A 23781-nucleotide genomic window follows, 5' to 3' on the forward strand; every position below is an offset into this window, starting at 1 on the left:
ATGAATCCGCTTACACGTTTTAGGTGGAAATAAATTCCGCCAACAAATGCTTGACTCAAACTTCATAGAAATAACGCTTGAACTTCGGGCATAATCATTGTATAGTACAATATTGTTTAGTTGACTACAATTTTGTTAAAAGTATCTATATTAACTCACCTTCATTAATCATGCTTAGAAAGGATTTAATTAGCTATGAAGCTTGGTGCCCGCATTTTGAAAACGGGAATAGCTATTACTCTTGCGCTTTTTCTGGCTGAACTGTTCCAGATTCCATCACCCGTTTTTGCCGGAATTGCAGCCATTTTTGCTATTCAACCAACCATTTACCGGTCTTATTTATCCATTATCGAACAAGTTCAGGGGAATATTATTGGTGCTGTTATCGGCATCGCATTTGTGCTGCTGTTTGGAAACAATATTTTTGTCATCGGCTTGGCCGCAATTATCGTGATAACGATTAATCTTAAGCTAAAGATCGGCAACACTATTGCCCTTTCTTTAGTAACCTTAATTGCGATCATGGAATATACGCAAGGCAATTTTATCGACTTTGCGATGGTCCGCTTTTCGACGATTATGCTCGGCATATTTTCGGCGTTTTTAGTGAACCTGGTGTTTTTGCCGCCCAAATATGAGAACAAGCTTTATTTCAAGATCTCAGGCATTACCGAAGAGGTTACAAAGTGGATACGCTTGAATACCAGGAATGCTGCGGAGCATAAAGAATTGAAAATTGATATAGAAGCAATTAAGGAGGACATCATAAAGCTGGACCAGCTCTATCTAATGTACAAGGAAGAGCGAAACTATTTAAAAAGAAATGATTTGGCGAAATCGAGAAAACTGGTCATTTATCGGCAAATGATCTCTGCCTTGAAACGTTCCCTGCAAACATTGAAGCGGCTTCATCGCTTTGAAAATGAGCTGAACCATATGCCAGTCCCGTTTCAAAACGCCGTCCAAGAGCAGCTCGACTGCTTAGTCAGTTACCATGAACAGCTGTTACTAAGGTTCATCGGTAAAATTAAATATCATCCCGAGCACAAAGAAAGCGATATTTGCCAGAATAAAAAAAGATTATTTGATCTATTTTTAGCTCAGCAAAAGCAACTGGACGATCCGGATGATGCCCTGATGTACCATACGATGCAACTTGTCTCCGCAATTATCGAATATGGAGAAGAGCTTGAGCATCTAGACCTGTTGATCAGCAGTTTTCAATCGTTTCATAAGGATGATAATGACGTTACGATTGAGGGTGAAGGGGAACAATAACTAAATTGCTCTTGGCAAGGAATTAAGCGGAGAATAAGAGGATTCATTCGAAAAATCCTTTGATTTTAGCGAAATTCCCCTTTATTTGAACGTAAGAGTCAACAATCAAACGAAACGATTAGTTGACAAAAACCGAGCTTTGACTAAAAGCAGCTGACGAATGGTCAGCTGCTTTCTTAATGTTTCATCCGCGGGTCCAGTGCATCTCTAAGCCCGTCCCCCATGAGGTTAAAGCCCAACACAGTCAGCATAATCGCCAATCCCGGAAAGATCATCGTCCATGGTGCCTGGATCATAAACTGCTTCGCATCGGACAGCATTTTACCCCACTCAGGATTTGGCGCTCCGGCACCAAGGCCAAGAAAACCTAGAGCAGCTGCTTCAATAATCGCAGTAGCGATCGCAAGCGTTCCCTGGACGATGATCGGCGCCATGCTGTTTGGAAGCACGTGAACAAATAAAATTCTCTGGTCATTCATTCCTACCGCCTTTGCAGCGACGATAAACTCTTCTTGTTTTACGCTTAAAACCCTTGATCGAATCAGTCTTCCAAAGTTCGGAATATTAATAATTGCAATAGCAATAAGTGCATTCGTTAAAGATGGCCCGAGAACAGCAACGATGGCAATTGCCAATAAAATACTCGGGAAGGCAAGCATAATATCAAACACTCTGGAAATGACCGTATCTACCCATTTCCCGTAGTACCCTGCAATAATGCCGAGCAAACAGCCGACAACAATCGATCCGAGCACTGAAATAAACCCGACGCGAAGCGATATTCTCGCCCCAAAAATAACCCGTGAGAGAATATCCCTGCCAAAATCATCGGTCCCGAACCAATGCTCGCTTGATGGCGGTTGAAGTTTCTTGGAGAAATCCTGCTCATTGATTCCGGAAGGGGCAATCATTGGCGCGAAGATCGCGATCACGATAAAAAACAAAACGATGATTGTGCCGACTAACGCAAGCTTGTTTTGGCGAAAGCTTCTCCATGCCTCGAGCCACGGGGAAACCGGTTTATCTTCAGGCTGTGGTTGCAGCGGACCAAAATGCTTATCCGTTGATAGTTCCATTGTTTGGCCCCCTCCTAATCATATTTAATCCGCGGATCAATCGCCGCATAGAGCAAATCGACAATCAGATTAATCGTCACAAAAATTAAAGCAATGATTAAAATGCCTGATTGAACAACAGGATAATCCCGAAAATTAATTGCTTCAAATATGTAGCGCCCGATACCAGGCCAGCTGAAAATCGTTTCTGTCAAAATCGCGCCGCCAAGCAACAATCCTGTTTGTAGACCAATAATTGTCAGCACCGGAATGATCGCATTTTTTAACGAGTGCCTGTAAACAACCCAAAACATCCTTAACCCCTTCGCACGGGCCGTCCGAATAAAATCGGAACGCATCACTTCCAGCATTGTTGAGCGTGTAATTCTGGCGATAATCGCCATTGGAATTGTCGCCAGCGCCACACTTGGCAACACCAAGTGCTTAACAACCTCCCAGAACTGGTCGATTCTGCCCTGAAGCACCGTATCAATCAAATATAATTCCGTTATTGATGAGACAGGGTCCCGGACATTTTCCCGGCCCGATGTCGGAAGCCATTCGAGATTTAGCCCAAATACCCACTGTTCCATAAGACCCAGCCAAAAAATCGGCACCGAAACCCCAATTAAAGCCATGACCATCGCAGCATAATCAAACCAGGAATTTTGAAACCATGCACTGATGATACCTGCATTAACTCCAATTACTACAGCGATCAGCATCGCGCACAATGAGAGCTCAATAGTTGCTGCCAAGTAGGGCCAAATTTCCTCGCTTATCGGTGCATTCGTTCGCAACGATTCACCAAGATCACCCGTCAAAAGTCTGGCAAGATACTGAAAATATTGAGTGTACCACGGTTGGTCAAGGCCCAGCTGCTTTGTCAAATCGGCGACAGCTTCTTTCGTAGCCAACTGACCAAGAATCACTTGAGCAGGATCGCCAGGAATGGCCCTGATGATAAAAAAAACAATCAGCGTTAGCCCTAGCAAAACCGGTACGAGCAGAAATATCCTTCGTACAGAATAAGCAAGCATTCTTCCACCTCTTTCCAAGGAACCACATTCTTATTTCATAAGCGAAAAGGGAGCCATGACCTGCACTCCCTTCCCTGCTCACAATTATTTGAATTCAACAGTTGCAAGTAAGTCGGAACCTGTTGGGTGGGGCTTGAATCCAGTGATGTCCGCACGTCCAGCCAATGCCGGCTTTGAGTGAACGAGTGGAATCCACGGGGCATCATCTTTAATGATGACTTGAGCTTGTTTGTATAACTCTTCCCGTTCTGCCTGATCGGCAGTAGACTGTGCTTTAATAAGCAGATCGTGAACTTCTTGATTCTCGTAATAACTGTAGTTGTTGCTTCCGATGCTGTCCTTATCCAGTAACACATACAGGAAGTTATCAGCATCACCGTTATCCCCTGTCCAGCCAAGCAAGAACGAATCCGCTTCACCTAACCGGGTTTTTTCTAAATATGTCGCCCACTCATATGTTTTAATTTTTGCTGTTACACCGATTGCTTCAAAATTAGCCTGAAGCGCTTCAGCTATCTTTTGACCGTCCGGCATATACGGACGTGGAACCGGCATTGCCCACAGTTCCATTTCAAATCCTTTTTCATAGCCTGCTTCCTTTAAAAGCTCCTTCGCTTTTTCAGGATCATAAGGATAATCTTCAACAGCATCGTTATAACCGGCTACAACCGGCGGCATCGGATTAATCGCTGGTTCTGCTGCTCCCGCAAAGAAGCCATCAACAAGCGCTTTTTTATCGACTGCATAGTTCAAGGCCTGGCGGACGAGCTTCTCTTTCAGCGGCCCGCGCGTGTTTGTTAAACCAAGATAGGCTACATTCAACGACGGGCGATTGAATACTTGCAAGTCGGAATTCCCTTCGATTTGGCCCAAATCACTGAAGTTGACCCCATCGATTAAATCCACTTCCCCGGAAGAAAGAGCATTCAAGCGCGCTGAATTTTCAGGGATGGCCCGGAAAATAACCTGGTTTAATTTAGGCATGCCTTCCTGCCAGTACTCATCATTTTTTACGATTGTTATCCGGTCATTCCTTTTCCATTCCTTGAATACAAACGGCCCGGTTCCAACTGGATTTTCGACGAATTTATCACCGTGCTTTTCAACAGCCGCAGGGCTGGCAATCGCAAACGGCGACATTGCAAGGTTTTTATAGAATGGGGCAAGCGGACGGCTTAAAGTAAATTCCACCGTATGTTCATCAACTGCTGTTACCGCTTGAATGATATCGCCAAATTGCGAATTATAATAATAGAATTTTTCCTTGTTTCCCGCTTTCCAACGTTCAAAGTTAAACACTACCGCATCGGCATTAAAATCTGTACCATCATGAAACTTAACACCCTTGCGCAGCTTTAAAGTGTACTTTAAACCGTCATCTGTATTACTCCATTCCTCGGCCAGGCCTGGATGGATCTCTGTGTCCTGTTCCCCGAATTCGATAAGCGTTTCAAAAATGTTTTTGGTCACTTTAAAAGATTCGCCTTCAGTGACAATAGCAGGATCAAGCCCAACAGAATCGCCGCCCCGCCCAAAAACGAGCGTATCATTGGCCGAATCTTTTTCTTCCCCGTTTCCATCATTATTCGGTTTACTGTCACCTGATGATTGTGAATTGCAGCCGGCCAGCGCCAAAGACAAAATTAAAGCAAGCACAAAAAACAAAATGCCATTGCGTTTCTTCATTTTCAACCCCCTCTTTTTATTCCGGAATCCTTCAGATCCGGCATTAGTTGTTTTATATCATCAATGCTGCTCTGTCCAATTCATACCGTTATAAATTTTTTGCTGCTTCGGTATATAAGTGGCATGCCGCATAATGACCGGGTTCAATTTCAACCAATTCGGGCCTGATCGACTCGCAGACCTCCATGCATTCTTTGCATCTTGTATGAAAAGCACAGCCTAATGGCGGGTTGGAAGGGCTCGGCATATCCCCGGTCAAAAGCGCTTGCTCCTTCCGAACGGTCGGGTCCGGAACCGGAACAGCTGCCAGCAGTCCTTTTGTATAAGGATGCAGGGGATGCTCATATAGTCTCTCAGCAGTCGTAATTTCTATTAACCTGCCAAGATACATCACGCCTACCCTGTCGCTAATATGTTTAACGACGCCGAGATCATGAGCGATAAAAAGGTAAGTTAATTGAAATTCCTTCTGCAAATCGGCAAGAAGATTCAGCACTTGCGATTGAATCGAGACATCAAGCGCAGATACAGGTTCATCGGCAATAATCAGCTTTGGTTTCGTCATCAGCGCGCGCGCTATTCCGATCCGCTGCCTTTGCCCGCCGCTGAATTGGTGGGGATAGCGTTTTGCATGATAGCTGCTCAATCCGACCACTTCGAGCATTTCTTTTACTTTTTGTTTTCTTTCCTTCGCAGTTCCGACTCCATGGACAATTAACGGTTCTTCCAATATCCGTTCTACAGTGTGGCGAGGATTTAATGAAGCAAAAGGATCTTGAAAAACCATTTGCATATCCTTGCGCAGCTTTCTCATTTCTCCGTCTTTTAAGCCCGTTATGTTTTTTCCTTGAAAAACGACGTTTCCTTCAGTAGGTTCAATCAAGCGCATCAGCATCCTGCCCGTTGTCGACTTGCCGCAACCCGACTCTCCCACAAGTCCCAGCGTTTCTCCTTTCTTTATAAAAAAGCTGATATTATCGACTGCTTTTACTTCGCCAATCTTCTTGCCTAAGACGCCTCCGGTAATAGGAAAATATTTTTTCAAGCCGTCTACTTGCAATAAAACCTCAGACATTGGCCACACCTCCTGATTCATGCAAGAAACAGCGAACGTTGGTATCACCAGCATTATAGAGAGGCGGGTTTTCCGAGAGGCAGCGATCGAATACGTATTCACAACGGGCAGCAAAACGGCAGCCCTGTGTAATCGAACCCGGCTTCGGGACATTTCCAGGAATCGAATAGAGCCGTTCTTTCTTGTCGCGTATATCAGGAATTGATTTAAGCAGGCCGAGTGTATACGGATGCTTCGGTTCTTTAAAAATGGCTTGAACAGAAGACTCTTCAACGATTTTCCCGGCATACATGACAATCACTCGCTGGCATAACTCGGCAACGATCCCTAGATCATGAGTGATCATCACAATTGCTGTATCAAGCTTTACGTTTAAATCTTTCATCAAAGCAAGAATTTGTGCCTGAATGGTCACATCTAAAGCGGTCGTTGGTTCATCTGCAATGAGAAGCTTTGGATGGCAGGAAAGAGCCATGGCAATCATTACCCTTTGCCGCATCCCTCCTGAAAGCTGGTGGGGGTATTCCTTCATGATCTGTTCTGCCCTTGCCAAGCCAACCAATTTCAGCATTTCAACGGATTGTTGAAAGGCAGCTTTTTTACCGATTTTATTATGTATTAAAATGGCTTCGGTTAGCTGTTGACCAATCGTAAAGAGCGGATTAAGCGAAGTCATTGGCTCCTGAAAGATCATCGCTACTTCATTACCCCTGATCTGGCGCATTCTTTTTTCAGATGCATTGACAATATCCTCACCATTCAGAAAAATTTGCCCGCCAACAATCTTCCCCGGTGGCTGGGGAATCAGCTTCATGATCGATAATGACGTAACGCTCTTCCCGCAGCCTGATTCGCCGACAATACCAATAATTTCACCCTTCTGGACTGCAAAGCTGATTTCGTCGACTGCAGGAACTTCCCCGTCTGACGAAAAAAACGATGTTTTTAAATGTTTCACGTCTAACACTGGAGCTTCTGCCAACTTTTACTCCCTTCCCTTCGTAGGTAAGAAAAAGTGGGTTTTTCATCCTTTCGTGGTTTTAAAAGGACGATTCGCTTTTCCTGTATTTATCATTTTATAAAAAAACAAGATTTTAGTCTACTGATTTTTCTTAATTTTATAAATATATAAAATATTATAAATAGTTCAATTTCCTTATATCCTACTCTTACTTTTATGTCCAAACTAATGAAAAATGCCGTTGACTGTTAATTTTTGACCTTTCTTTCCCACCATATGATAATGAAAGAAATTGAGGAGGTTTCAGTATGAGAGAATTACAGAAGGCTTTGGATGTTAAAAAAAGTGGCCAGCTTGATAAGGCAAGGGATCTATTAAAGGCACTGGCTGAGAATGAAAGTAGAAATGCTGCGGTGTTTTATCATTGCGCTGTTGTGCATGATCAGCTTGGATTGGAGCTTGATGCTGTTCCCTATTATAAGAAAGCTTTGGAACTTGGACTCGACGACGAAAAGAGGCGCAGTGCCATGCTTGGACTGGGCAGCACGTATCGGGCCCTGGGCCTGTATGAGGAAGCGAGATCAATGCTTGCTGCCGGTATTGCAGAATATCCGCAAGCCCGGGAATTTTTGGTTTTTCTATCGATTACATTATACAATTTAGGTGAGCATGAAAAATCGACCTCGATTCTTTTAAAACAGCTGGCTGAAACAACAGGCGATAAATCCATCGCAAGTTATAAGCGGGCCATTTTGTTTTACGCCGATCACTTGAATGAAGTTTGGTGAGCATGATGAACAGGGGGCAAAAGGAAAAACCCCTGTCATCTGACAGAGGTTTCTAAACGGAAGGCTCAAGCTGCTGCACTTGAAATAATCTATAGTAATTTCCTTGCTTCGCCATCAGCTCGTCATGTTTACCGATTTCGACAATTTCTCCATGCTCTATTAAGACAATCCGATCGGCATGGGTAATAGTTGAAAGGCGATGTGCGACAATAAAAGTAGTCCGGTCCTTCGCCAATTTCTCAAGCGCTTCCTGGATTAGATGCTCACTTTCGAGATCGAGTGCAGACGTAGCTTCATCTAAAATTAGGATAGGCGGATTTTTTAAAAATACCCTGGCAATCGCAACCCGTTGTTTTTGGCCCCCAGATAGCTTCACACCCCGCTCGCCGACTTTCGTATCATAGCCTTGAGGCAGATTGTGAATAAACTCATCGGCATTCGCCGCTTGAGCAGCACGATAAACTGCTTCATCACTGGCTTCCGGGTTACCCAATAAAATGTTCGTTTTTACTGACTCACTGAATAGTATATTGTCCTGGAATACGACACCGATTTTATCACGCAACGTTCTCACTTTAAAATCACGGATATCATTCCCATCTAGGAGTATCCTGCCGTCAGTCACATCATAGAAACGGGGAATCAAGCTTACGAGCGAGGATTTTCCCCCTCCACTCATTCCGACAAGCGCGATCGTTTCCCCTTTTTTGACATCAAGGGAAATGTTTTTTAGTACGGTCTCTTCATCTTCTTCATATGCGAAGCTGACATTTTCAAATTTCAAATCACCATGGACATGATTGCATTCCTTGGCATTAGGCGCGTCATCAATATCGTACTTCTCATCCATCAGCTCAAACACCCGGTCCATTGACGCAATTGATTGCGTTAATGTTGTAGAAGAATTGACGAGCCGCCTTAATGGATTGTACAAGCGGTCAATATACGCAATAAAAGCGATCATAGTCCCAACTGATAAATCACCCTGAACTACCTGGTATCCTGAATATCCAATAACGATTAATGGAGCGATATCCGTAATCGTATTGACGACTGCAAACGCCTTCGCATTCCAGTTTGTATGGTCAAGTGCTTTTCTCAGAAAATTATAATTATTTTTATCAAATTGTTTCTGTTCATACTCCTCCAGAGCAAAGCTCTTGATCACGGACATTCCCTGGACCCGTTCATGAAGGTAGCTCTGCACTTCAGCAAGTGCCTGCGAACGGTCTCTTGTCAGCTTTCGTAAATTACCGAAAAAATACCTGACAGAAAAAGCATAAAGCGGAAATAGAATCAGCGAGACAATTGTCAGCGGCACATCCATCGTAAACATAATGGCAGCAGCAATCAGAATCGTCGCTATATCGAGCCAAAGATTCATTAATCCTGTAATGACGAAGCTCTTCGTTTGTTCCACATCATTAATGACCCTTGAGATCACCTCACCGGCTCTTGTGTTAGCATAATATTTAAAGCTCAGTTTTTGGATATGGGTAAACAGGTGATCCCGGATATCATAGAGGATCTTGCTTCCGGTCCACTGAGCAAAATATTGCCGGTAATATTCCACAGGTGGACGAATGATGACAAAAACGACAATCATTACGCTCATCACCATAATAAGCCTGTCCGTTTTTTCAGTTTGATTTAATATGTTGCTGTTAATAATATCATCGACCACATATTTCATTAGCAACGGGATCATCAGGGGAATCGCAAATTTTATAATTCCAATTAGAATAGTTCCAATAATTTGCAGCTTGTACGGTTTAACAAATTGTAAATATCTTCGTATGCTGTCCAATGTATTTCCCCCTAAAAAGAAGACTTCTCTCTATCTTTTTTCCTGTGTACACAAATAAAAACCTGTTGATGCTGTGTCAACAGGCAGCTTTTTATCCGGATCATTAGCGTCTGTAGGTTAAATAGCGTTCGTACCAAATGTCAATAAAGTCAGGAGCAAACGGTCCTTTTCTCTGGCGAATCCAGCGAATTAATTTATCAACATTCCTGTGTAAAATTTGATCGATAACTTCCGGATAATTCATTTCATTGCGGTGTCGCTCGTATTCATCTTCATCGAGGAGGTTGAATGTCATATCGGGAAATACTTTAATATCGAGGTCATAATCAATATATTTTAACGCTTCTCCGTCAAAAATAAATGGAGAACTGATATTGCAGTAGTAATATACGCCATCCTCACGAATCATCCCGATCACATTAAACCAATATTGGGAATGGAAATAACAAATAGCCGGCTCCCTTGTTATCCATGTTCGTCCATCGGATTCGGTAACGATTGTCCGATCATTTCCGCCAATCACCAAATTTTGTGTTCCCTTTAACACGGTCGTTTCCTGCCAAACGCGATGGATGTGCCCATTATGTTTATAGCTATGAATTTGAATCGGCTCACCTTCTGTGGGTACGCCCATGTTTTCTCCCTACTTTCATTCCTGGACGCTTTGCAACCTATAAATGTTTTAACTGTAAGAGATAATAAATTCGACAAAAGGCAACAAAGAACAATTCCTATTTTCTACTATTATAACGGTTCACTAAAGAATTTAAAACAATGAGCCATTGAAAATAACCCAAGTCACCTGCCCAATAACAACATGATTGCACTTTTATAATTGTGGTTTATCCAGAACCGATCGCTCCTAAAATTTGAACACCCTGCAATCATTTTTCAAAGCAAAGGGCGCCCTTACGAAAAAAGAGCGCCCTTCGATTTATAAATTTGCGGCTTCGTCTCGATCACCTACATGTTTTGATCTCTACGGGCTTGTGCCTGCTGGTTTTGTTGTCTTATTTGCTGGGCATTCGTTTCGCCTGCAAACTCAGTGCCAAATTGGCCCTGGTTGCCCGCACCAGCTTGAGCGTTCCCGGCTCCAGCTTGGCGGTTTTGTTGTCTTATTTGCTGGGCGTTCGTTTCGCCTGCAAACTCTGTGCCGAATTGGCCCTGACTTCCCGCACCAGCTTGCGCGTTCCGGGCTCCAGCCTGGCGGCCTGCAGAAGCCTGCGCGCTTCCAGCACCGGCCTGACGGTTTTGTTGTCCTATTTGCGCAGCGCCTGTTTCTCCTGCAAACTCAGTGCCGAATTGGCCCTGGCTGCCCGCACCAGCTTGCGCGTTCCGGGCTCCAGCCTGGCGGCCTGCAGAAGCCTGCGCGCTTCCAGCACCGGCCTGACGGTTTTGTTGTCCTATTTGCGCAGCGCCTGTTTCTCCTGCAAACTCAGTGCCGAATTGTCCCTGGCTGCCCGCACCAGCTTGCGCGTTCCGGGCTCCAGCTTGGCGGCCTGCAGAAGCCTGCGCGCTTCCAGCACCGGCCTGGCGGTTTTGTTGTCCTATTTGCGCAGCGCCTGTTTCTCCTGCAAACTCAGTGCCGAATTGGCCCTGGCTGCCCGCACCAGCTTGTCCATTCTGCTGCCTTACTCTTTGAATGTTGGTTCCAGTGATTGTTCGGTTTGGCTGTTGGTTATCTGCCATTGTGATATCACCTCCCGAAGCTTAATTTGTCCATTTCGGAAGGGGACTATGCTGCATATTCATTCCACGCGGGCCGGGAACCGTTTGTCAGACCAACAGCGATATTCCACCATCTACAATGATCGTTTGCCCTCTAATCATGCTTGCCTTTTCTGTAATTAAAAACATAATTGTATTCACAATGTCTTCAATCTCCACCATTCTCCCAGCAGGAGTTTTTGCGCGAGCACCTTCCAAAAGTTCCTCCCGATTCGGAAAATGCTTTAGTGCATCCGTATCAATTGCCCCTCCGGACACAGCATTGACAACAATGTTTTTAGGAGCAAGCTCGACAGCTAAATACCTTGTTAATGCTTCAAGAGCCGCTTTCGACACTCCGACTGTAGTATAATTTTCCAAGTAACGGATCGAACCGAGGGAACTAATACTAACAATTTTCCCGCCCCCATTCTTTTCCATTAGCTTTGCAGCTTCCTGTGAGCAAAACAAAAGAGCTTTGCTGTTTATATCCATCGTCCAGTCCCAGTGCGATTCCTCCAGCTCCATCGCTGGCCGCAGTACTCCTGAAGCAGCATTGTTAACAAATATATCAAGCCTGCCAAATTCCATATTGATTTGCGCAAACATGTTCTTTATCTTTTCAATATCGCCAACATTTGCTTTAACAACAAGCGCTTTTCTTCCTAATGCTTCGACTTCAGCTGCTGTCTCCAGTGCTGCTGATTTGCTTCTTGCATAATTTATGACAATATCGTAACCTTCGCTTGCCAATCTTAATGCTGTTGCTTTTCCAATACCGCGGCTGCTGCCGGTTACTAATGCGACTTTTTGTACCATAAAATAACTCCTTCAATCTGTTTTTGTATTTATTTTAGCTTTTTCAGGTATATAAGACAAACAAGGATAAAAACTAAGCGCATTATACTGATTTGAAAATCAATGCAGAAAGGAAGATGTTTATGTATGTTGGACGTGATATGACCGAGCTTTCAATGATGCCTTTATCCGAATGGACGGACAGTGAGCTCGCTTTTTTCCACCATTCCTTGCAGCAAATCGTTCCTTACTTAAATTCGGAGGGGCAGGCGATACATCGGGACATTGTTGAACAAATTGTCGAAAGGGGCGGCCTTAACAATCAGCAGGCAAACTATACGAACGGCTCCAAAACAATCTATGACTGATTTTACTCAACAAAAAACGCCGAGAAACGGCGTTTTAATCGCTAAGATACAGTTTTAGCATTTTTTGATGAGAAACCGGCAAGGCATACTGCTCAAGCTCTTTCAGGGAAACAAGCTTTAAATTTGCCTGCTCTTCGACATCAGACAGAATCATCCCTGAAAAAACATTGATGTTCCAGATCAGATGCGAGAAAATATGTTCAATTTGGCCGATCTGATCTTTCAGTTCTGCTTCAACTTTCCACTCGCTGATAAGGAAATCGCCCAATTGTTCTTTTTCATTGCGGAGCGGCATAATCATCTCTGTATTGGGAAACTCCCATAAATTGGCGAGCAGCCCGCTTCCCGGACGCTTGTGAATAAGAATTTTCCCTTCTTCATTCACTAAAATTGCCGCAGCAAGCTGAACTCTTTTTTGCTTTTTATTTTTCGTTTTAACAGGGAGGTCAGTCTGGACTCCTTGATGAAAGGCCTGGCAATGGTTACGCACCGGGCATAATAAACAAGAAGGTGATGTAGGTGTACACACGATCGCACCTAATTCCATTAATGCCTGATTAAAATACGAGGGATTTTCGTGTGAAATGAGTTGTCGGACTGCTTCTTCAAAAATTTTTCTTGTAGATGGCTTTGCGATATCCTCCCAGATCGTTAATATCCGCGATAGCACTCGCATTACATTTCCATCGACAGCCGGTTCAGGCACTCCATATGCAATGCTTAAAATAGCCCCGCTCGTGTATGGACCCACACCTTGTAATTTTGAAATCGCTTCAGGAGTATCAGGCACCTTTCCGCCGTATTGCTCTTTCACCTCTTTAACTGCAGCATGCAGATTTCTGACACGAGAATAATAACCCAGGCCTTCCCATGCCTTTAACACCCTCTCCTCATCCGCTTCCGCCAAAGCATCGATAGATGGAAACTGCCGTATAAAACGATTAAAGTATGGAATGACTGTATCAACTCTCGTTTGCTGCAGCATAATTTCAGACACCCAAACTTTATATGGGTCCGTGTCTTGTCTCCATGGCAGCGTTCTCTGTTCCTTTGTAAACCAGCTAATTAAATCGTTTTGAAAAGAACTTACATCCAGATTTTTCATGTCTATACGAATCACTTTTGTGCCTCCACGATGTTAAACATGAACGAAAGGTGGGAATATAAATATTACCGTATCGTTTAATTTCGTTCGAATGTCTTGATTGCAACTCCTTTTAAAATTAAACGATACATTTTTTAATTACAAGTAATTTATTGTTGATATAAAGTGGAGTATACTGGTATATATACCTTCAAGGGAGGTTTACCCTTTTGGATACTGGCACACATGTGGTTATGGGACTCGCACTTGGCGGGCTCGCCACTCTCGATCCCGTTGTAGCCGAGAGCACGGCTACAGCAAGCAGTGTACTGATTGCGACGATTGTTGGCTCTCAAGCACCTGACATTGACACAGTTTTGAAATTAAGAAACAATGCTGTTTATATAAGAAATCATCGGGGAGTTACCCATTCAATCCCGGCTGTCCTTTTATGGCCGCTTGCGATAGTTGCCGTCGTTTACCCATTCTTTCCGGAGGCAAATTTGCTGCATTTATGGATGTGGACATTTCTCGCCGTATTCCTGCATGTGTTTGTCGATATATTTAATGCTTACGGAACACAGGCGTTAAGACCGTTTTCGCATAAATGGGTTGCTCTTGGCATCATTAACACGTTTGATCCGTTTATTTTCGGCATTCATGTGGCCGGGCTGTTTTTATGGGCTTTTGGCGCCCATCCGGGTTACACGTTTTCAGCTATTTATGCAGTTATTTTCGCTTATTATATTATTCGCTTTTACTACCGGAGAAAAGTGTTAAAGGCTGTAAAAACGATGATACCTGATGCAACAGACATCATTATTGCACCAACGATGAAGTTTCATCATTGGAAAATTGCCGTCATGAACCACCACCAGTTTTTTGTTGGCAGAGCACATTATGACCATGTTAGAATTTTAGATCAATTCAACCGTGTTCCTGTACCGGAATCACCTGTTCTCGAAGCAGCTAAAAAAGATAAAAACCTTTCGGCCTTCTTGTCATTTTCTCCTGTTTTTCGATGGGAGCTTGATGAATATGATGATTACTATGAAGTGAGGTTTATCGATTTACGCTACCGCAGCAATGGCCATTACCCTTTCGTTGCCGTTGTTCAGCTGGACGAAGAATACAATATTATGGGTTCCTACACAGGCTGGATTTTCAGTGAGGAGAAGCTCCGAAAAAAACTCGATATCATTCCCGGCTGAAATCGTGGGATTTTTCGGGACACAACGCTCAAGAAGCCCCGAGAAAAAGGCTGCAAGAAAAAAACGCTTGGATTTTATTTGTCACTTCAATCCAAGCGTTTTTTCTGCTTACTTGCTTTAAATATTAATAAGCAGGTTTGTGATTTTGTTCTAAAAGATGCTTATATTTAGGGTTGGTGGCAACAAATTCATGCAGCCATCCCGAACACCAAACATCTGGAAGCCCTAAAAGCCTTAAAAACCAGAGCATCACTAGCTCTGGTTTTGCTCTATTTTCTTTAGCATCGCTATCGGCAGTGCTTCCTCGCGGCCATCACCGCCAAGCCGATAGCCCCAGGCAAACACCCCATTAAGATATTGAATTTTAAAGTAGAATCCCGGATCTCCTTCGATCCCATACAGTTCACCGGATTTAAAATCATCCGGGCTTAACAAATAGGATTTCGCCATTACTGCTTTTCTTTCAAGCACGGCAAATTCATTTACCATCCCCATTTGTTCGGCTTTTTTCGCTTTCTCATTGAGCCTGGCGATCTCTTGCTGGATCTCATAACGAGTCATTTCGCTGTATCTCTTTTCCTGTTGCATTACCATCACCTCAGGATATTTGTTTTCAGTATAATGAAAACCGCCTAATAAATAAAGCGCTTAGATCGTTTAGAATGTATCCTTCTCTTGTAAATAGCGTTCAATCAGCTCGATCGGAAATCCTTTTCTATATAGAGCTTGCTTCATTTTTTGCTTATATTCGTATCCGGAGTGTTTTTCGTATTTACGATGCAGCTTCTCACCCTGATATGTAATGGCCTCAAGCTCAAGCTGATCCGCATCATCCTCTTGTTCTGGAGAATTAGCTAGTACCAGCTGGATTATATCAAAAGAAAATCCTTTTCTAATTAACTGTTGTTCCACCTTCAGCTTCAAGGACCGAAACGACTCGCGTTTATTTTTTTCAGTATACTTCCGGCACAGCTGCTCAGCGGTTTCAACTTGTTCATCAAATGAATAATCCTTAAGCGCATCTTCAGCTACCGTGCTATCAATTTTTTTCTCTTTCAACTCGCGTTTTATTTGTAATGGGCCTTTATCTGTTGTATTTATTTGCGTGCGAACAAAAGCTGCCGCAAATTCCGCATCATTCAAAAATTGATTTTTATAAAGCTTGCTGATTACTTCCGTAATGACAGGAGTTTCTACTTCCTTGGTGATTAAATACTCGCGTACTTCCCCTTCAGATCTCATTCTTCTTGCCAGATAATTGATGGCAAGGTTATAAGCTTTGCGGATGTCATCATGGAAGTGAACCTCGGTTAACATGAGGTCTTCAAGCTCAATCCCTTTTTTCAACTGGTATTTTATTAGCACATCTTCATCAACGCTAAAGGCAAATTTTTCACCTTTTCCTTCATCCACAAAAATATTATAACGATCATGGTTCTTTTTCTGGACAGATATTTTCGTTATGACAGCCATCATTCGTCACCTCTCCTTTAATGTAACATACTGAAAAAAGGTTTTTAAAAGAATATGTCTAAATTTAATAATCAACATAAAAAGGTTACTGGGAGGAATACTTTTGAAAATAGCACTAACAGGTGGAACAGGATTTGTCGGCAAAGCATTAACGGGGGAACTATTAAAAGAAGGCCATGAAATTGTCATTCTTACACGCAATGTTGAAGAGAAAACAAACAAAGAAAACATTAAATATGTGCAATGGCTGAATAACGATGATCACCCGGAAACAGAATTGCAAGGTACACAAATCATCATAAATCTAGCGGGGGAATCATTAGGCGGCCGCCGTTGGACAGTTGAACAAAAACAGCGGATTTTTAATAGTCGCATGGAAGCAAATGGCGAGGTTTTAAATATGATCAACAAGTTGGAGCAAAAACCCCTCGCATTGATAAACGCGAGCGCTGTTGGATTTTACGGTGTTTCTGAATCAAAAACCTTTACCGAAAAAGAAACAAAGCCGGGGAACGATTTTTTGGCGCAAACGGTGGAACAGTGGGAGGAAACAGTTGCACAGGCTGGTGAACAATATGGAGTTCGTACTGTGTTTTGCAGATTTGGACTTATTTTAGATAAACATGAAGGAGCTTTTCCAAGAATGGTTCTTCCGTATCGGCTCTTTGCAGGAGGTACAATCGGATCAGGAAGGCAATGGGTTTCGTGGATACATATCCGCGATGCTGTAAGAGCAATTGTATTCGCCATCAACCACGACCGACTTGAGGGCCCAATCAATTTCACTGCCCCTTATCCGGTAACGATGAAGGAGTTCGGAAAAACAATCTCTTCCGTCATCAAGCGTCCGCACTGGATGCCGGTCCCGGCGTTCGCCCTAAAACAGCTGCTTGGAGAAATGAGTACGCTTGTTTTGGAAGGGCAAAAGGTGTTGCCGGTTAAGCTTGAAGCAAACGGTTTTAGCTTTAAATATCCAACATTGCCTGAAGCGTTGACCGATATTCTGCAATAAGTATGTTTTAAACAATTTTCGGAAAATATAGGAAAAGAAATAAACTTTACCGAAAGGGTGTTTAAAAATGGAGAAGAAAAAGCGTGATAAAACGAAGAGTACACTTTCAAGCGCTCAGGAAATAACCTATTCGAGAGAATTCAAACTGGCTGATCAGGCAGGCGGCTTTGCCGGCAAAAAATCACGCCGGTAAATATTTTCCATTTATATTCCCCTTTCTAAACTCACAACCTAGAGTTAGGAAAACAAATGTTTTCCTGATGTTCCAGCCTGAAAGGGGTTATGATCATGGGTCGTGCTAACCAGCGTAAAACACGGGACCAAGCAGCACTTTCACCAATCCCAGCTGATGGGATCGATGTAGAGTATTCAAGAGAATTAGCCGATCATGAAGATTTAGAAGCTCAAGCGCGGGCGAAAGCCGCAGACGAACGTGCAAGATTGGGAAGCAGAGAATAGAAAGAAGCAGGAGAATCTATCTCCTGCTCCCTTCCTTACTACTATAAGCTATTGGGCTGCCGTATTTTCCCCGACCCCACTTGCTTTCTTAATGAAGCGCTCTTTCAAATATGGAATTGCAAGTCGGTCAACACCCCAGTAATAAGAACCGCTGCCAGCAAACAGGAGAATGAATGCTACTGTATAAAGAACTGGATTAGTACTTGTGGTTCCGGCTAACATGAAGTTCAAGTTCATAAATGCGCCTGCAATTAATGCCGGGATTGTTGCTGCACCGAGAATAAGACCAAGGCCTACTAAGATTTCTCCCCAGGATACGAGGAAGCTGAATAATCCGGAATTTGGAATAGCTACACTTTCAAGGAAGTTTGCATACCATCCAGCAACCATTGGGTGATCGCCACCTGCTTTTGCAATTGCCCCTTGCATAAATCCGCCTGCATCAAATCCATCTGCTACTTTATGCCAACCTGCTTCTATCCATTGAATACCCAACCAAATCCGAATAATTGTCCAAGCAATCGCTGCTTGTGGAGTTTTCCACCATTTCATGATTACCAGCTCCTAAAATTTTTATTGTGAAACTTTTCACAAATTGTTCAAAAAATCTTATGCTATTAATGCGTTCAAAGCCGGCCAGCTTTTTATGAAGGAGAATTCGTGATTTTCATCACCAACTCTCTTTACACTTATAATATACTCGGTAACGTTTTAACTCGCAATGCACTTCACATTTCTTTCACAAAAAAGCATCCATTATTTGTCTTAAATGTGAACACTATGATTATAGAAGTAAGCTACGGGGCATTTTTTGTCTTTTCCAATGCTTTGTGGACAAGTCCTATTTATAACCTTGTGGATATTGTTGATAAACCTGTAGAAAGTCAGCTAATTAACATTTTAGTTGGGGATAAAAAGTGTATAGCTTGTTTCGATCCTATAATAGCAATAGAAAACGTGACTTTTCCCTAGCTAACTTACACAATTTTGTCCTTCGTTTGCCGATTAAATATTAAGTCGTGGAAGTAAAATCTTACCTTGCCAGCACTGATGTGTAAAGAGCATAAAACCCCCATTAGCTACAATTGCAGATATCGCGTGTCAATGAAGCCGAAAAATAAGAAGACACCTGCTCTTCAGGTGCAAATGCCTTCATTCATTATAAATTTGAATGCAATAGGGATAATACATTTCTTAGCTCTGAAACGGCGACCTGGCCTGGTGCCGAAGCTTTCTTTGCTGCTCCAAATGTCATTGCTGAGCCGAAAACTTCACCTGCCAAGCGGCTGATTACACCTTGTCCTGCCATCGACATCGTAATGATCGGACGGTCTGCATACTTTTCTGTCATCGTATAGGTTGCCTCAAGCAGAACAAGCACATCAGCTGGACTGGTTGGCATCACAGCAATTTTAGGGAGGTCGCCACCCAATTGTTGAGCTTTGCGCAACCTTGAGACAATTTCTTCTTTTGGCGGTGTCTTATCAAAGTCATGATTGGAAATAATCGTGTACGTATTGTTGGTATGGGCCGCATCAATCAATATTTTGATATCTTTTTCATCATTGAACAGCTCCACGTCGATAATATCAACCAGTCCTGTTTTGACAACAGCTTTGTTTAAATCCTGGTAAAAAGCTGAGCTGACCTCTTTTTCACCGCCTTCTTTAGCACTGCGAAATGTAAATATCAGCGGTGTTTTCGGTAAAATCGCACGGATTTTTCTAAGTGCGGATGTTACTTTATCAATATCTTCAACGTCTTCAAAAAAATCGACCCGCCATTCGACTACATCCAAATCAAGAGTTGAGAGTGATTCGGCTTCTTCCATTAATTGCGATAACGTTTCCCCGACCATCGGCACGCAGATCTTTGGAGCACCTTCCCCGATTGTGATTCCTTTGACGGTAACTGTTTTTATCATCTTGCCACTACCCTTCCGTTGCACAATCCTCGAACATTTGTCTCTATTACTATCACTAAGGAATGTTGATGAAAACTATATATTTATCACACCGAACAAAAACGCGACTCATAGGCACCCTCACTTCACTTTGAAGTAATGGCCTTCTCCTTCATTATGATTAAAAAAAAACAAAAAAACACCCTTTTTTATGAGGTTAAAGGATGATTTAATTATTGTTATCTTAAGTTTTATCTTATTAACTGTAGCGCTGCGTCGCTATCCTTTCCTACAGCGCGTAGTTTCGAAATGAGGGGAAACAAACATTACATCTTGGTTTTCCATAGACTAACGGTGACAAAAAGCATAGGTTCCATATTTGCAAGCCAAAAGAAAGCACCCGTCATTCATCTCAAGATTGAAGTCACAGGTGTTCTGGTGGGTTTGATAAATTAATATGCCAATCGGTAGACCAAAAATCTCTCGTGCGAATTATGCGCATATAATTTCTGCAATTTGACTTCCTCTTTTAATTCAAAATGGGTGTGATTTTCTAAGAAATATATATAATCTGCCGATGGATAATATAGCAGCACCTCTATCTCCCGAGCCGATTTTTCAACAGAAAGCAATATATTGGTAATTATATTCCTAAAAACTTGTATGGAAAAGGGATTAAAAAAATAAAAGCGATTGTCGGACGGATTAATCTGATAATCTTCCGCAAGACAACGATGAAAATGAATTTTATTTTTTCTGCTTTTGTTTTTCTTCAAATAACTATGTTGATTTGCAACCGCTTCTTGAAAAAAAGTTTCATTCATTTCAATCCCTACAACAGTCGTATTATACAAATAATTCACATAAAAATTTAACCGCCCTTTTCCGCACCCAAAGTCAACCAAGCGGTCACTGCTTTTTAATTCATATTCATTAAATAATGCTTCGAGTGCACTATACGGCGTTGGTTCATAACGATGATAATGCAGTGACTGATTGAATCCCTTCTGGTCGCCTGTTGTTTTTATGTTCAGCAATTTATCATAATATTCTTCTTTCACCGATTCACCGCCTATTCACGCGCTATGGTTCTTACATTATATCCATATTACAATAATTGAAAAAGACACTCTATCACCGAGTGTCTATCCATCTTGATCGAGAGCTATAATAATGATACTTTTTTGAGTACGTTTTTCCAAATCAAATTTCAAACTTGAAAGTAAAATTTTGTTTGACCTATTGTAAGGGTGATTAATAGTTTTACAGTTTATTCGCAAACTGGTTGAGTCTTTTAGACATTTCTTGAATTTCCTCAATAAATGTTGAGGTGTGCTGGATAGAAGCAGCCTGTTCTTGACCGATACCAGCTATTTTCTCGATTGATACACCTATTAAATTCGTAGCCTTCTTGATTTGATCCATTGTGTCATTGATTTTTGCAGTTGAAGCTACTGTTTCCTTTGAAAACTTTCGAATCTCATTAGCTACGACTTCAAATCCCTTTCCTTTTTCCCCGGCGCGTGCTGCCTCTATTGCAGCATTCAACCCGAGCAAATTTGTCTGGTCAGCAACACGTTTTATGATTGAAAGTACTTCCGTAGTTCTGTTTACATCTTCCCCGGCCTGATGAGATTGAGTAAGGAGCTCTTGCGAAAATTCTGCCAATGAATTCGATCCATTCGCAATGCTGTTGATTTGTTCATTTGCTTGGGTTAGTGAAATCGAAATTTGGTCGGCGATCGATCGTAATTCAGTTTGCCTGCGTATTTGTACGGCAATTCCACCGATAACCTTCCCGCTTGGATCGTGTAGAGGTGTAGCGGTACCTGTAAATTCAAAACCATAGAAATCGGCAGGTACATCAGACCTTAACGATTTATTTTCCCTTAATGCTACAGAGAGCGGTTCTTGCGGATTTAAAGGTTGGTTTACTTGAATATTTAGATTTATCGTCTCACCGGGAAAATATGCAATAAATTTTTCTAAATCACATATGGCGATCGACAAGTCAGCGGGCACAGCTGCTTTGATGATATGTACCATCGACATAAGGCCATTTAAAGAATCAATTTTGTTCATCATTGATGTTATCTCTCCATTTCCACAACTACACCAACTGGCATTAACTTACATACTACTAATTATCGGTAATTTGATATGAAAATTAAGCGGAAATTATTATTTTACACTTTGTTTCTATTATAGCAACATTTGATACCTTAAGTTTAGCATTTATAATCGGTGAGTGCCAAAGCAATAAGTATTACTATGTTTATCTAGCTGGTAGCCTCAACCTTTTTTCGATTCTCATGTTATCTGATTTAGCTGCTCCCTGACCCCATCAATAATATCCAGAGGCATCACGCCGTAGTGGGATAAAGATTTTGCTTTTTGTTCCGCCGCTTTTGCATGTAAGTAGCTTGCCGCAATTAGGGCATCCAAAGGTGACACTCCCTGGGCAAGAAAAGAGGTGATAAGACCCGTCAGCACATCACCGCTTCCGCCTTTTCCAAGAGCATCATGGCCATGCGGGTTTATGTAAACATCTCCGTCTGGAGTAGCAATAACGGAACGATGTCCTTTCAAAAGTAGATACACATGATATTTTTTTGCAAAGGTAGTAGCCGTTTCAATCCGGTTGTCTTCCACTTCTTGTACCGTTTTATCTAATAAACGGGCCATTTCGCCAGGGTGGGGGGTAAAAATCACGTTTCCCTTATACTGCCGTATCATATCGAGCTCATTTCTGAGTAAATAGAGAGCATCAGCATCTATGACAACCGACTGATTCTCTAGAGCAGTTATTAAAGATCTTATCCACTCTTCACCACCAACAAATCTGCTCATTCCAGGTCCAATTGCCACACTGTCAAATTGATGAAGATTGGGTGAGATTTCATCGATCGCTTTTTCTGAAAAATGGCCGTCTTTGTCGGATAATGGTAAAAATAAGGACTCGGGGTTTTGGGCAGCTGCCATTGGATAAATATTTTCAGGAACAGCTAACGTTACCAATCCTGCTCCGGAATGCAATGCCGCCTTTGCTGCGAAAATGGGAGCTCCGACAAACTGACGAGATCCGCCGAGAACAAGGGCATGACCGAAAGTTCCCTTATGACCATGTTGCGGGCGTATCGGCACAGAAGTCTTCACAAGTGGTTCGGTTATCAGTTTAGGCATCAAAAGTCCCAAATCCTCCGCAACCGAATGTGGAACGGAAATGTCAACTGCCTTCCACTCTCCGACATACTTTGGACCGTCATCTAAGAAAAAGCCTTTTTTCGGAAACACAAAGGTAATAGTCTTTACCGCTTTTATGGCCACTCCTTCCACTTTCCCATTATCGCTGCTGACCCCCGATGGTATATCAACAGCAATGACCAATTTGTTCCCTTCGTATGCATTTACCATCGAAATCACTTGTTTAAAAGGTTCTCTGACAGGACCGTTCACACCAGTTCCTAACATTGCATCAATGATAATGTCTGCCTGATTCAATTCATTCTGCAATGCTACTAAAGTATTTTCTTCAAGATGGAAAATCGGAAAACCCCGGTTGATGTACACGTCTAAATGGGATTTCGCATCCCCTTTGATACGATCAGGATTTACTAACAAACATAGAAGAGGTTTGAAACCTAAGTCAAACAGCCTGCGCGCAATCACAAAACCGTCGCCACCATTATTTCCGCCACCAGAAAGTACGACGACCCTCGGATTTTGACAAGGAGAACTTGCAAGGATTTCCTCGACAACTTTCGCTCCGGCATTTTCCATTAAAACAACGCCCGGTAACCCAATCTTTTCGATTGTATACTGATCGATCTGCTGCATTTCTCTTTGCCCTGCTACAAACATGTCCAACCACTCCTGTTACTTATATAATTCTTGGGAAATTATTTTTCCGATTAATGTAGCCGTCGACCGTTTACCCTTCAACTATCGAGATGCAAACCAACCTTCCTTTTGATGCTTGAAATACCCATTAACATTCGTTGAAGACTCTAAAAATCAGGCGTGTTGATTAACCAGTTTTATACAGTAAAATAAATGAAAAAAAGACACTTTTCTTG

Annotated in this window: 23 protein-coding genes and 2 pseudogenes; 7 read left to right on the forward strand and 18 right to left on the reverse strand. The window is 42.4% G+C overall.

Features of this window, described 5'->3' with window-relative positions; translation table 11 throughout:
* The first annotated feature begins 195 nt into the window (after positions 1-195).
* Positions 196-1278 carry an FUSC family protein gene (locus CU635_RS08670; protein WP_101576944.1) on the forward strand — a complete coding sequence of 361 codons (1083 nt, stop codon included), beginning with the start codon at positions 196-198 and terminating at the stop codon, positions 1276-1278.
* Between the two features lie 176 nt (positions 1279-1454).
* On the opposite strand, the gene CU635_RS08675 is transcribed toward CU635_RS08670, so the two are convergent.
* The 5 genes from CU635_RS08675 to CU635_RS08695 form a co-directional block, all read right to left on the reverse strand.
* The gene (locus tag CU635_RS08675) at positions 1455-2354 is read right to left on the reverse strand and encodes an ABC transporter permease (protein WP_101576946.1); all 900 of its coding nucleotides are present in this window, start codon (positions 2352-2354) and stop codon (positions 1455-1457) included.
* A 14-nt stretch (positions 2355-2368) separates the two neighbouring features.
* Complete coding sequence (locus CU635_RS08680; RefSeq protein ID WP_101576948.1) at positions 2369-3373, reverse strand: ABC transporter permease; 1005 nt, start codon at positions 3371-3373, stop codon at positions 2369-2371.
* A gap of 84 nt (positions 3374-3457) precedes the next feature.
* On the reverse strand, positions 3458-5059 hold the full coding sequence (locus CU635_RS08685) for an ABC transporter substrate-binding protein (RefSeq protein WP_101576950.1): 1602 nt from the start codon (positions 5057-5059) through the stop codon (positions 3458-3460).
* An 88-nt stretch (positions 5060-5147) separates the two neighbouring features.
* Positions 5148-6134, reverse strand: coding sequence for an ABC transporter ATP-binding protein (locus CU635_RS08690; protein ID WP_101576952.1), 987 nt, complete (start codon positions 6132-6134; stop codon positions 5148-5150).
* Positions 6127-7116, reverse strand: a complete 990-nt coding sequence (locus CU635_RS08695) for an ABC transporter ATP-binding protein (RefSeq protein ID WP_101576954.1) — start codon at positions 7114-7116, stop codon at positions 6127-6129. The genes CU635_RS08690 and CU635_RS08695 overlap by 8 nt, the downstream gene beginning before the upstream one ends.
* Before the next feature lie 287 nt (positions 7117-7403).
* On the opposite strand from CU635_RS08695, the gene CU635_RS08700 reads away from it, so the two are divergent.
* Positions 7404-7883 (forward strand): tetratricopeptide repeat protein, encoded by a 480-nt coding sequence (locus CU635_RS08700; protein ID WP_101576956.1) that lies wholly within the window; start codon positions 7404-7406, stop codon positions 7881-7883.
* 52 nt (positions 7884-7935) lie between these two features.
* Here the strand turns inward: CU635_RS08700 and CU635_RS08705 are convergent, their stop codons facing one another.
* The 5 genes and pseudogenes from CU635_RS08705 to fabL all read right to left on the reverse strand — a co-directional run bounded on the left by CU635_RS08705 (position 7936) and on the right by fabL (position 12216).
* Positions 7936-9690 carry an ABC transporter ATP-binding protein gene (locus CU635_RS08705; RefSeq protein WP_101576958.1) on the reverse strand — a complete coding sequence of 585 codons (1755 nt, stop codon included), beginning with the start codon at positions 9688-9690 and terminating at the stop codon, positions 7936-7938.
* Between the two features lie 103 nt (positions 9691-9793).
* Positions 9794-10324 carry a nucleoside tri-diphosphate phosphatase gene (gene ntdP, locus CU635_RS08710; protein ID WP_101576960.1) on the reverse strand — a complete coding sequence of 177 codons (531 nt, stop codon included), beginning with the start codon at positions 10322-10324 and terminating at the stop codon, positions 9794-9796.
* A 329-nt stretch (positions 10325-10653) separates the two neighbouring features.
* A pseudogene (locus CU635_RS24335) lies at positions 10654-11025 on the reverse strand (gamma-type small acid-soluble spore protein); the annotation flags it as partial.
* 21 nt (positions 11026-11046) lie between these two features.
* A pseudogene (locus CU635_RS24070) lies at positions 11047-11379 on the reverse strand (gamma-type small acid-soluble spore protein); the annotation flags it as partial.
* A gap of 87 nt (positions 11380-11466) precedes the next feature.
* Complete coding sequence (gene fabL / locus CU635_RS08720) at positions 11467-12216, reverse strand: enoyl-[acyl-carrier-protein] reductase FabL (RefSeq protein WP_101576964.1); 750 nt, start codon at positions 12214-12216, stop codon at positions 11467-11469.
* Positions 12217-12338: 122 nt separating this feature from the next.
* Here fabL and CU635_RS08725 point away from each other — a divergent pair, with 122 nt between their 5' ends.
* Positions 12339-12563, forward strand: a complete 225-nt coding sequence (locus tag CU635_RS08725; RefSeq protein ID WP_101576966.1) for a cytosolic protein — start codon at positions 12339-12341, stop codon at positions 12561-12563.
* A gap of 34 nt (positions 12564-12597) precedes the next feature.
* On the opposite strand, the gene mutY is transcribed toward CU635_RS08725, so the two are convergent.
* A complete protein-coding gene (gene mutY, locus CU635_RS08730) occupies positions 12598-13668 on the reverse strand; it encodes an A/G-specific adenine glycosylase (protein ID WP_101576989.1) in 1071 nt (356 codons plus the stop codon).
* A 209-nt stretch (positions 13669-13877) separates the two neighbouring features.
* Here mutY and CU635_RS08735 point away from each other — a divergent pair, with 209 nt between their 5' ends.
* Entirely contained in the window at positions 13878-14858 is a 981-nt protein-coding gene (locus CU635_RS08735) for a metal-dependent hydrolase (protein ID WP_101576968.1), read from the forward strand.
* A gap of 252 nt (positions 14859-15110) precedes the next feature.
* Here CU635_RS08735 and CU635_RS08740 read toward each other — a convergent pair whose 3' ends face one another.
* Together CU635_RS08740 and recX are read right to left on the reverse strand one after the other, a co-directional pair.
* Complete coding sequence (locus CU635_RS08740; protein ID WP_101576970.1) at positions 15111-15446, reverse strand: YfhH family protein; 336 nt, start codon at positions 15444-15446, stop codon at positions 15111-15113.
* A gap of 69 nt (positions 15447-15515) precedes the next feature.
* Positions 15516-16334: a recombination regulator RecX gene (gene recX / locus CU635_RS08745; RefSeq protein WP_308303539.1), complete on the reverse strand. Its 819-nt coding sequence runs from the start codon at positions 16332-16334 to the stop codon at positions 15516-15518.
* A 100-nt stretch (positions 16335-16434) separates the two neighbouring features.
* Between recX and CU635_RS08750 the strand changes: the two genes are divergently transcribed.
* The 3 genes from CU635_RS08750 to CU635_RS08760 all read left to right on the forward strand — a co-directional run bounded on the left by CU635_RS08750 (position 16435) and on the right by CU635_RS08760 (position 17802).
* Positions 16435-17343 (forward strand): TIGR01777 family oxidoreductase, encoded by a 909-nt coding sequence (locus CU635_RS08750; protein ID WP_101576972.1) that lies wholly within the window; start codon positions 16435-16437, stop codon positions 17341-17343.
* A gap of 67 nt (positions 17344-17410) precedes the next feature.
* Positions 17411-17536 (forward strand): YfhE family protein, encoded by a 126-nt coding sequence (locus CU635_RS08755; protein ID WP_101576974.1) that lies wholly within the window; start codon positions 17411-17413, stop codon positions 17534-17536.
* Positions 17537-17631: 95 nt separating this feature from the next.
* Positions 17632-17802, forward strand: coding sequence for a YfhD family protein (locus CU635_RS08760; protein ID WP_101576975.1), 171 nt, complete (start codon positions 17632-17634; stop codon positions 17800-17802).
* 48 nt (positions 17803-17850) lie between these two features.
* On the opposite strand, the gene CU635_RS08765 is transcribed toward CU635_RS08760, so the two are convergent.
* The 5 genes from CU635_RS08765 to CU635_RS08790 all read right to left on the reverse strand — a co-directional run bounded on the left by CU635_RS08765 (position 17851) and on the right by CU635_RS08790 (position 23566).
* A complete protein-coding gene (locus CU635_RS08765) occupies positions 17851-18354 on the reverse strand; it encodes a DoxX family protein (RefSeq protein ID WP_101576977.1) in 504 nt (167 codons plus the stop codon).
* Between the two features lie 607 nt (positions 18355-18961).
* The gene (gene aroD, locus CU635_RS08775; RefSeq protein WP_101576981.1) at positions 18962-19726 is read right to left on the reverse strand and encodes a type I 3-dehydroquinate dehydratase; all 765 of its coding nucleotides are present in this window, start codon (positions 19724-19726) and stop codon (positions 18962-18964) included.
* Positions 19727-20157: 431 nt separating this feature from the next.
* Positions 20158-20766: a methyltransferase gene (locus tag CU635_RS08780; RefSeq protein WP_101576983.1), complete on the reverse strand. Its 609-nt coding sequence runs from the start codon at positions 20764-20766 to the stop codon at positions 20158-20160.
* A gap of 202 nt (positions 20767-20968) precedes the next feature.
* Complete coding sequence (locus CU635_RS08785) at positions 20969-21790, reverse strand: methyl-accepting chemotaxis protein (RefSeq protein WP_101576985.1); 822 nt, start codon at positions 21788-21790, stop codon at positions 20969-20971.
* A gap of 225 nt (positions 21791-22015) precedes the next feature.
* Positions 22016-23566 carry an NAD(P)H-hydrate dehydratase gene (locus CU635_RS08790; protein WP_101576987.1) on the reverse strand — a complete coding sequence of 517 codons (1551 nt, stop codon included), beginning with the start codon at positions 23564-23566 and terminating at the stop codon, positions 22016-22018.
* Positions 23567-23781 lie beyond the last annotated feature (215 nt).

Origin of the sequence: Bacillus canaveralius, assembly GCF_002860125.1 — a bacterium.
GTDB lineage: Bacteria > Bacillota > Bacilli > Bacillales > Cytobacillaceae > Bacillus_BJ > Bacillus_BJ canaveralius.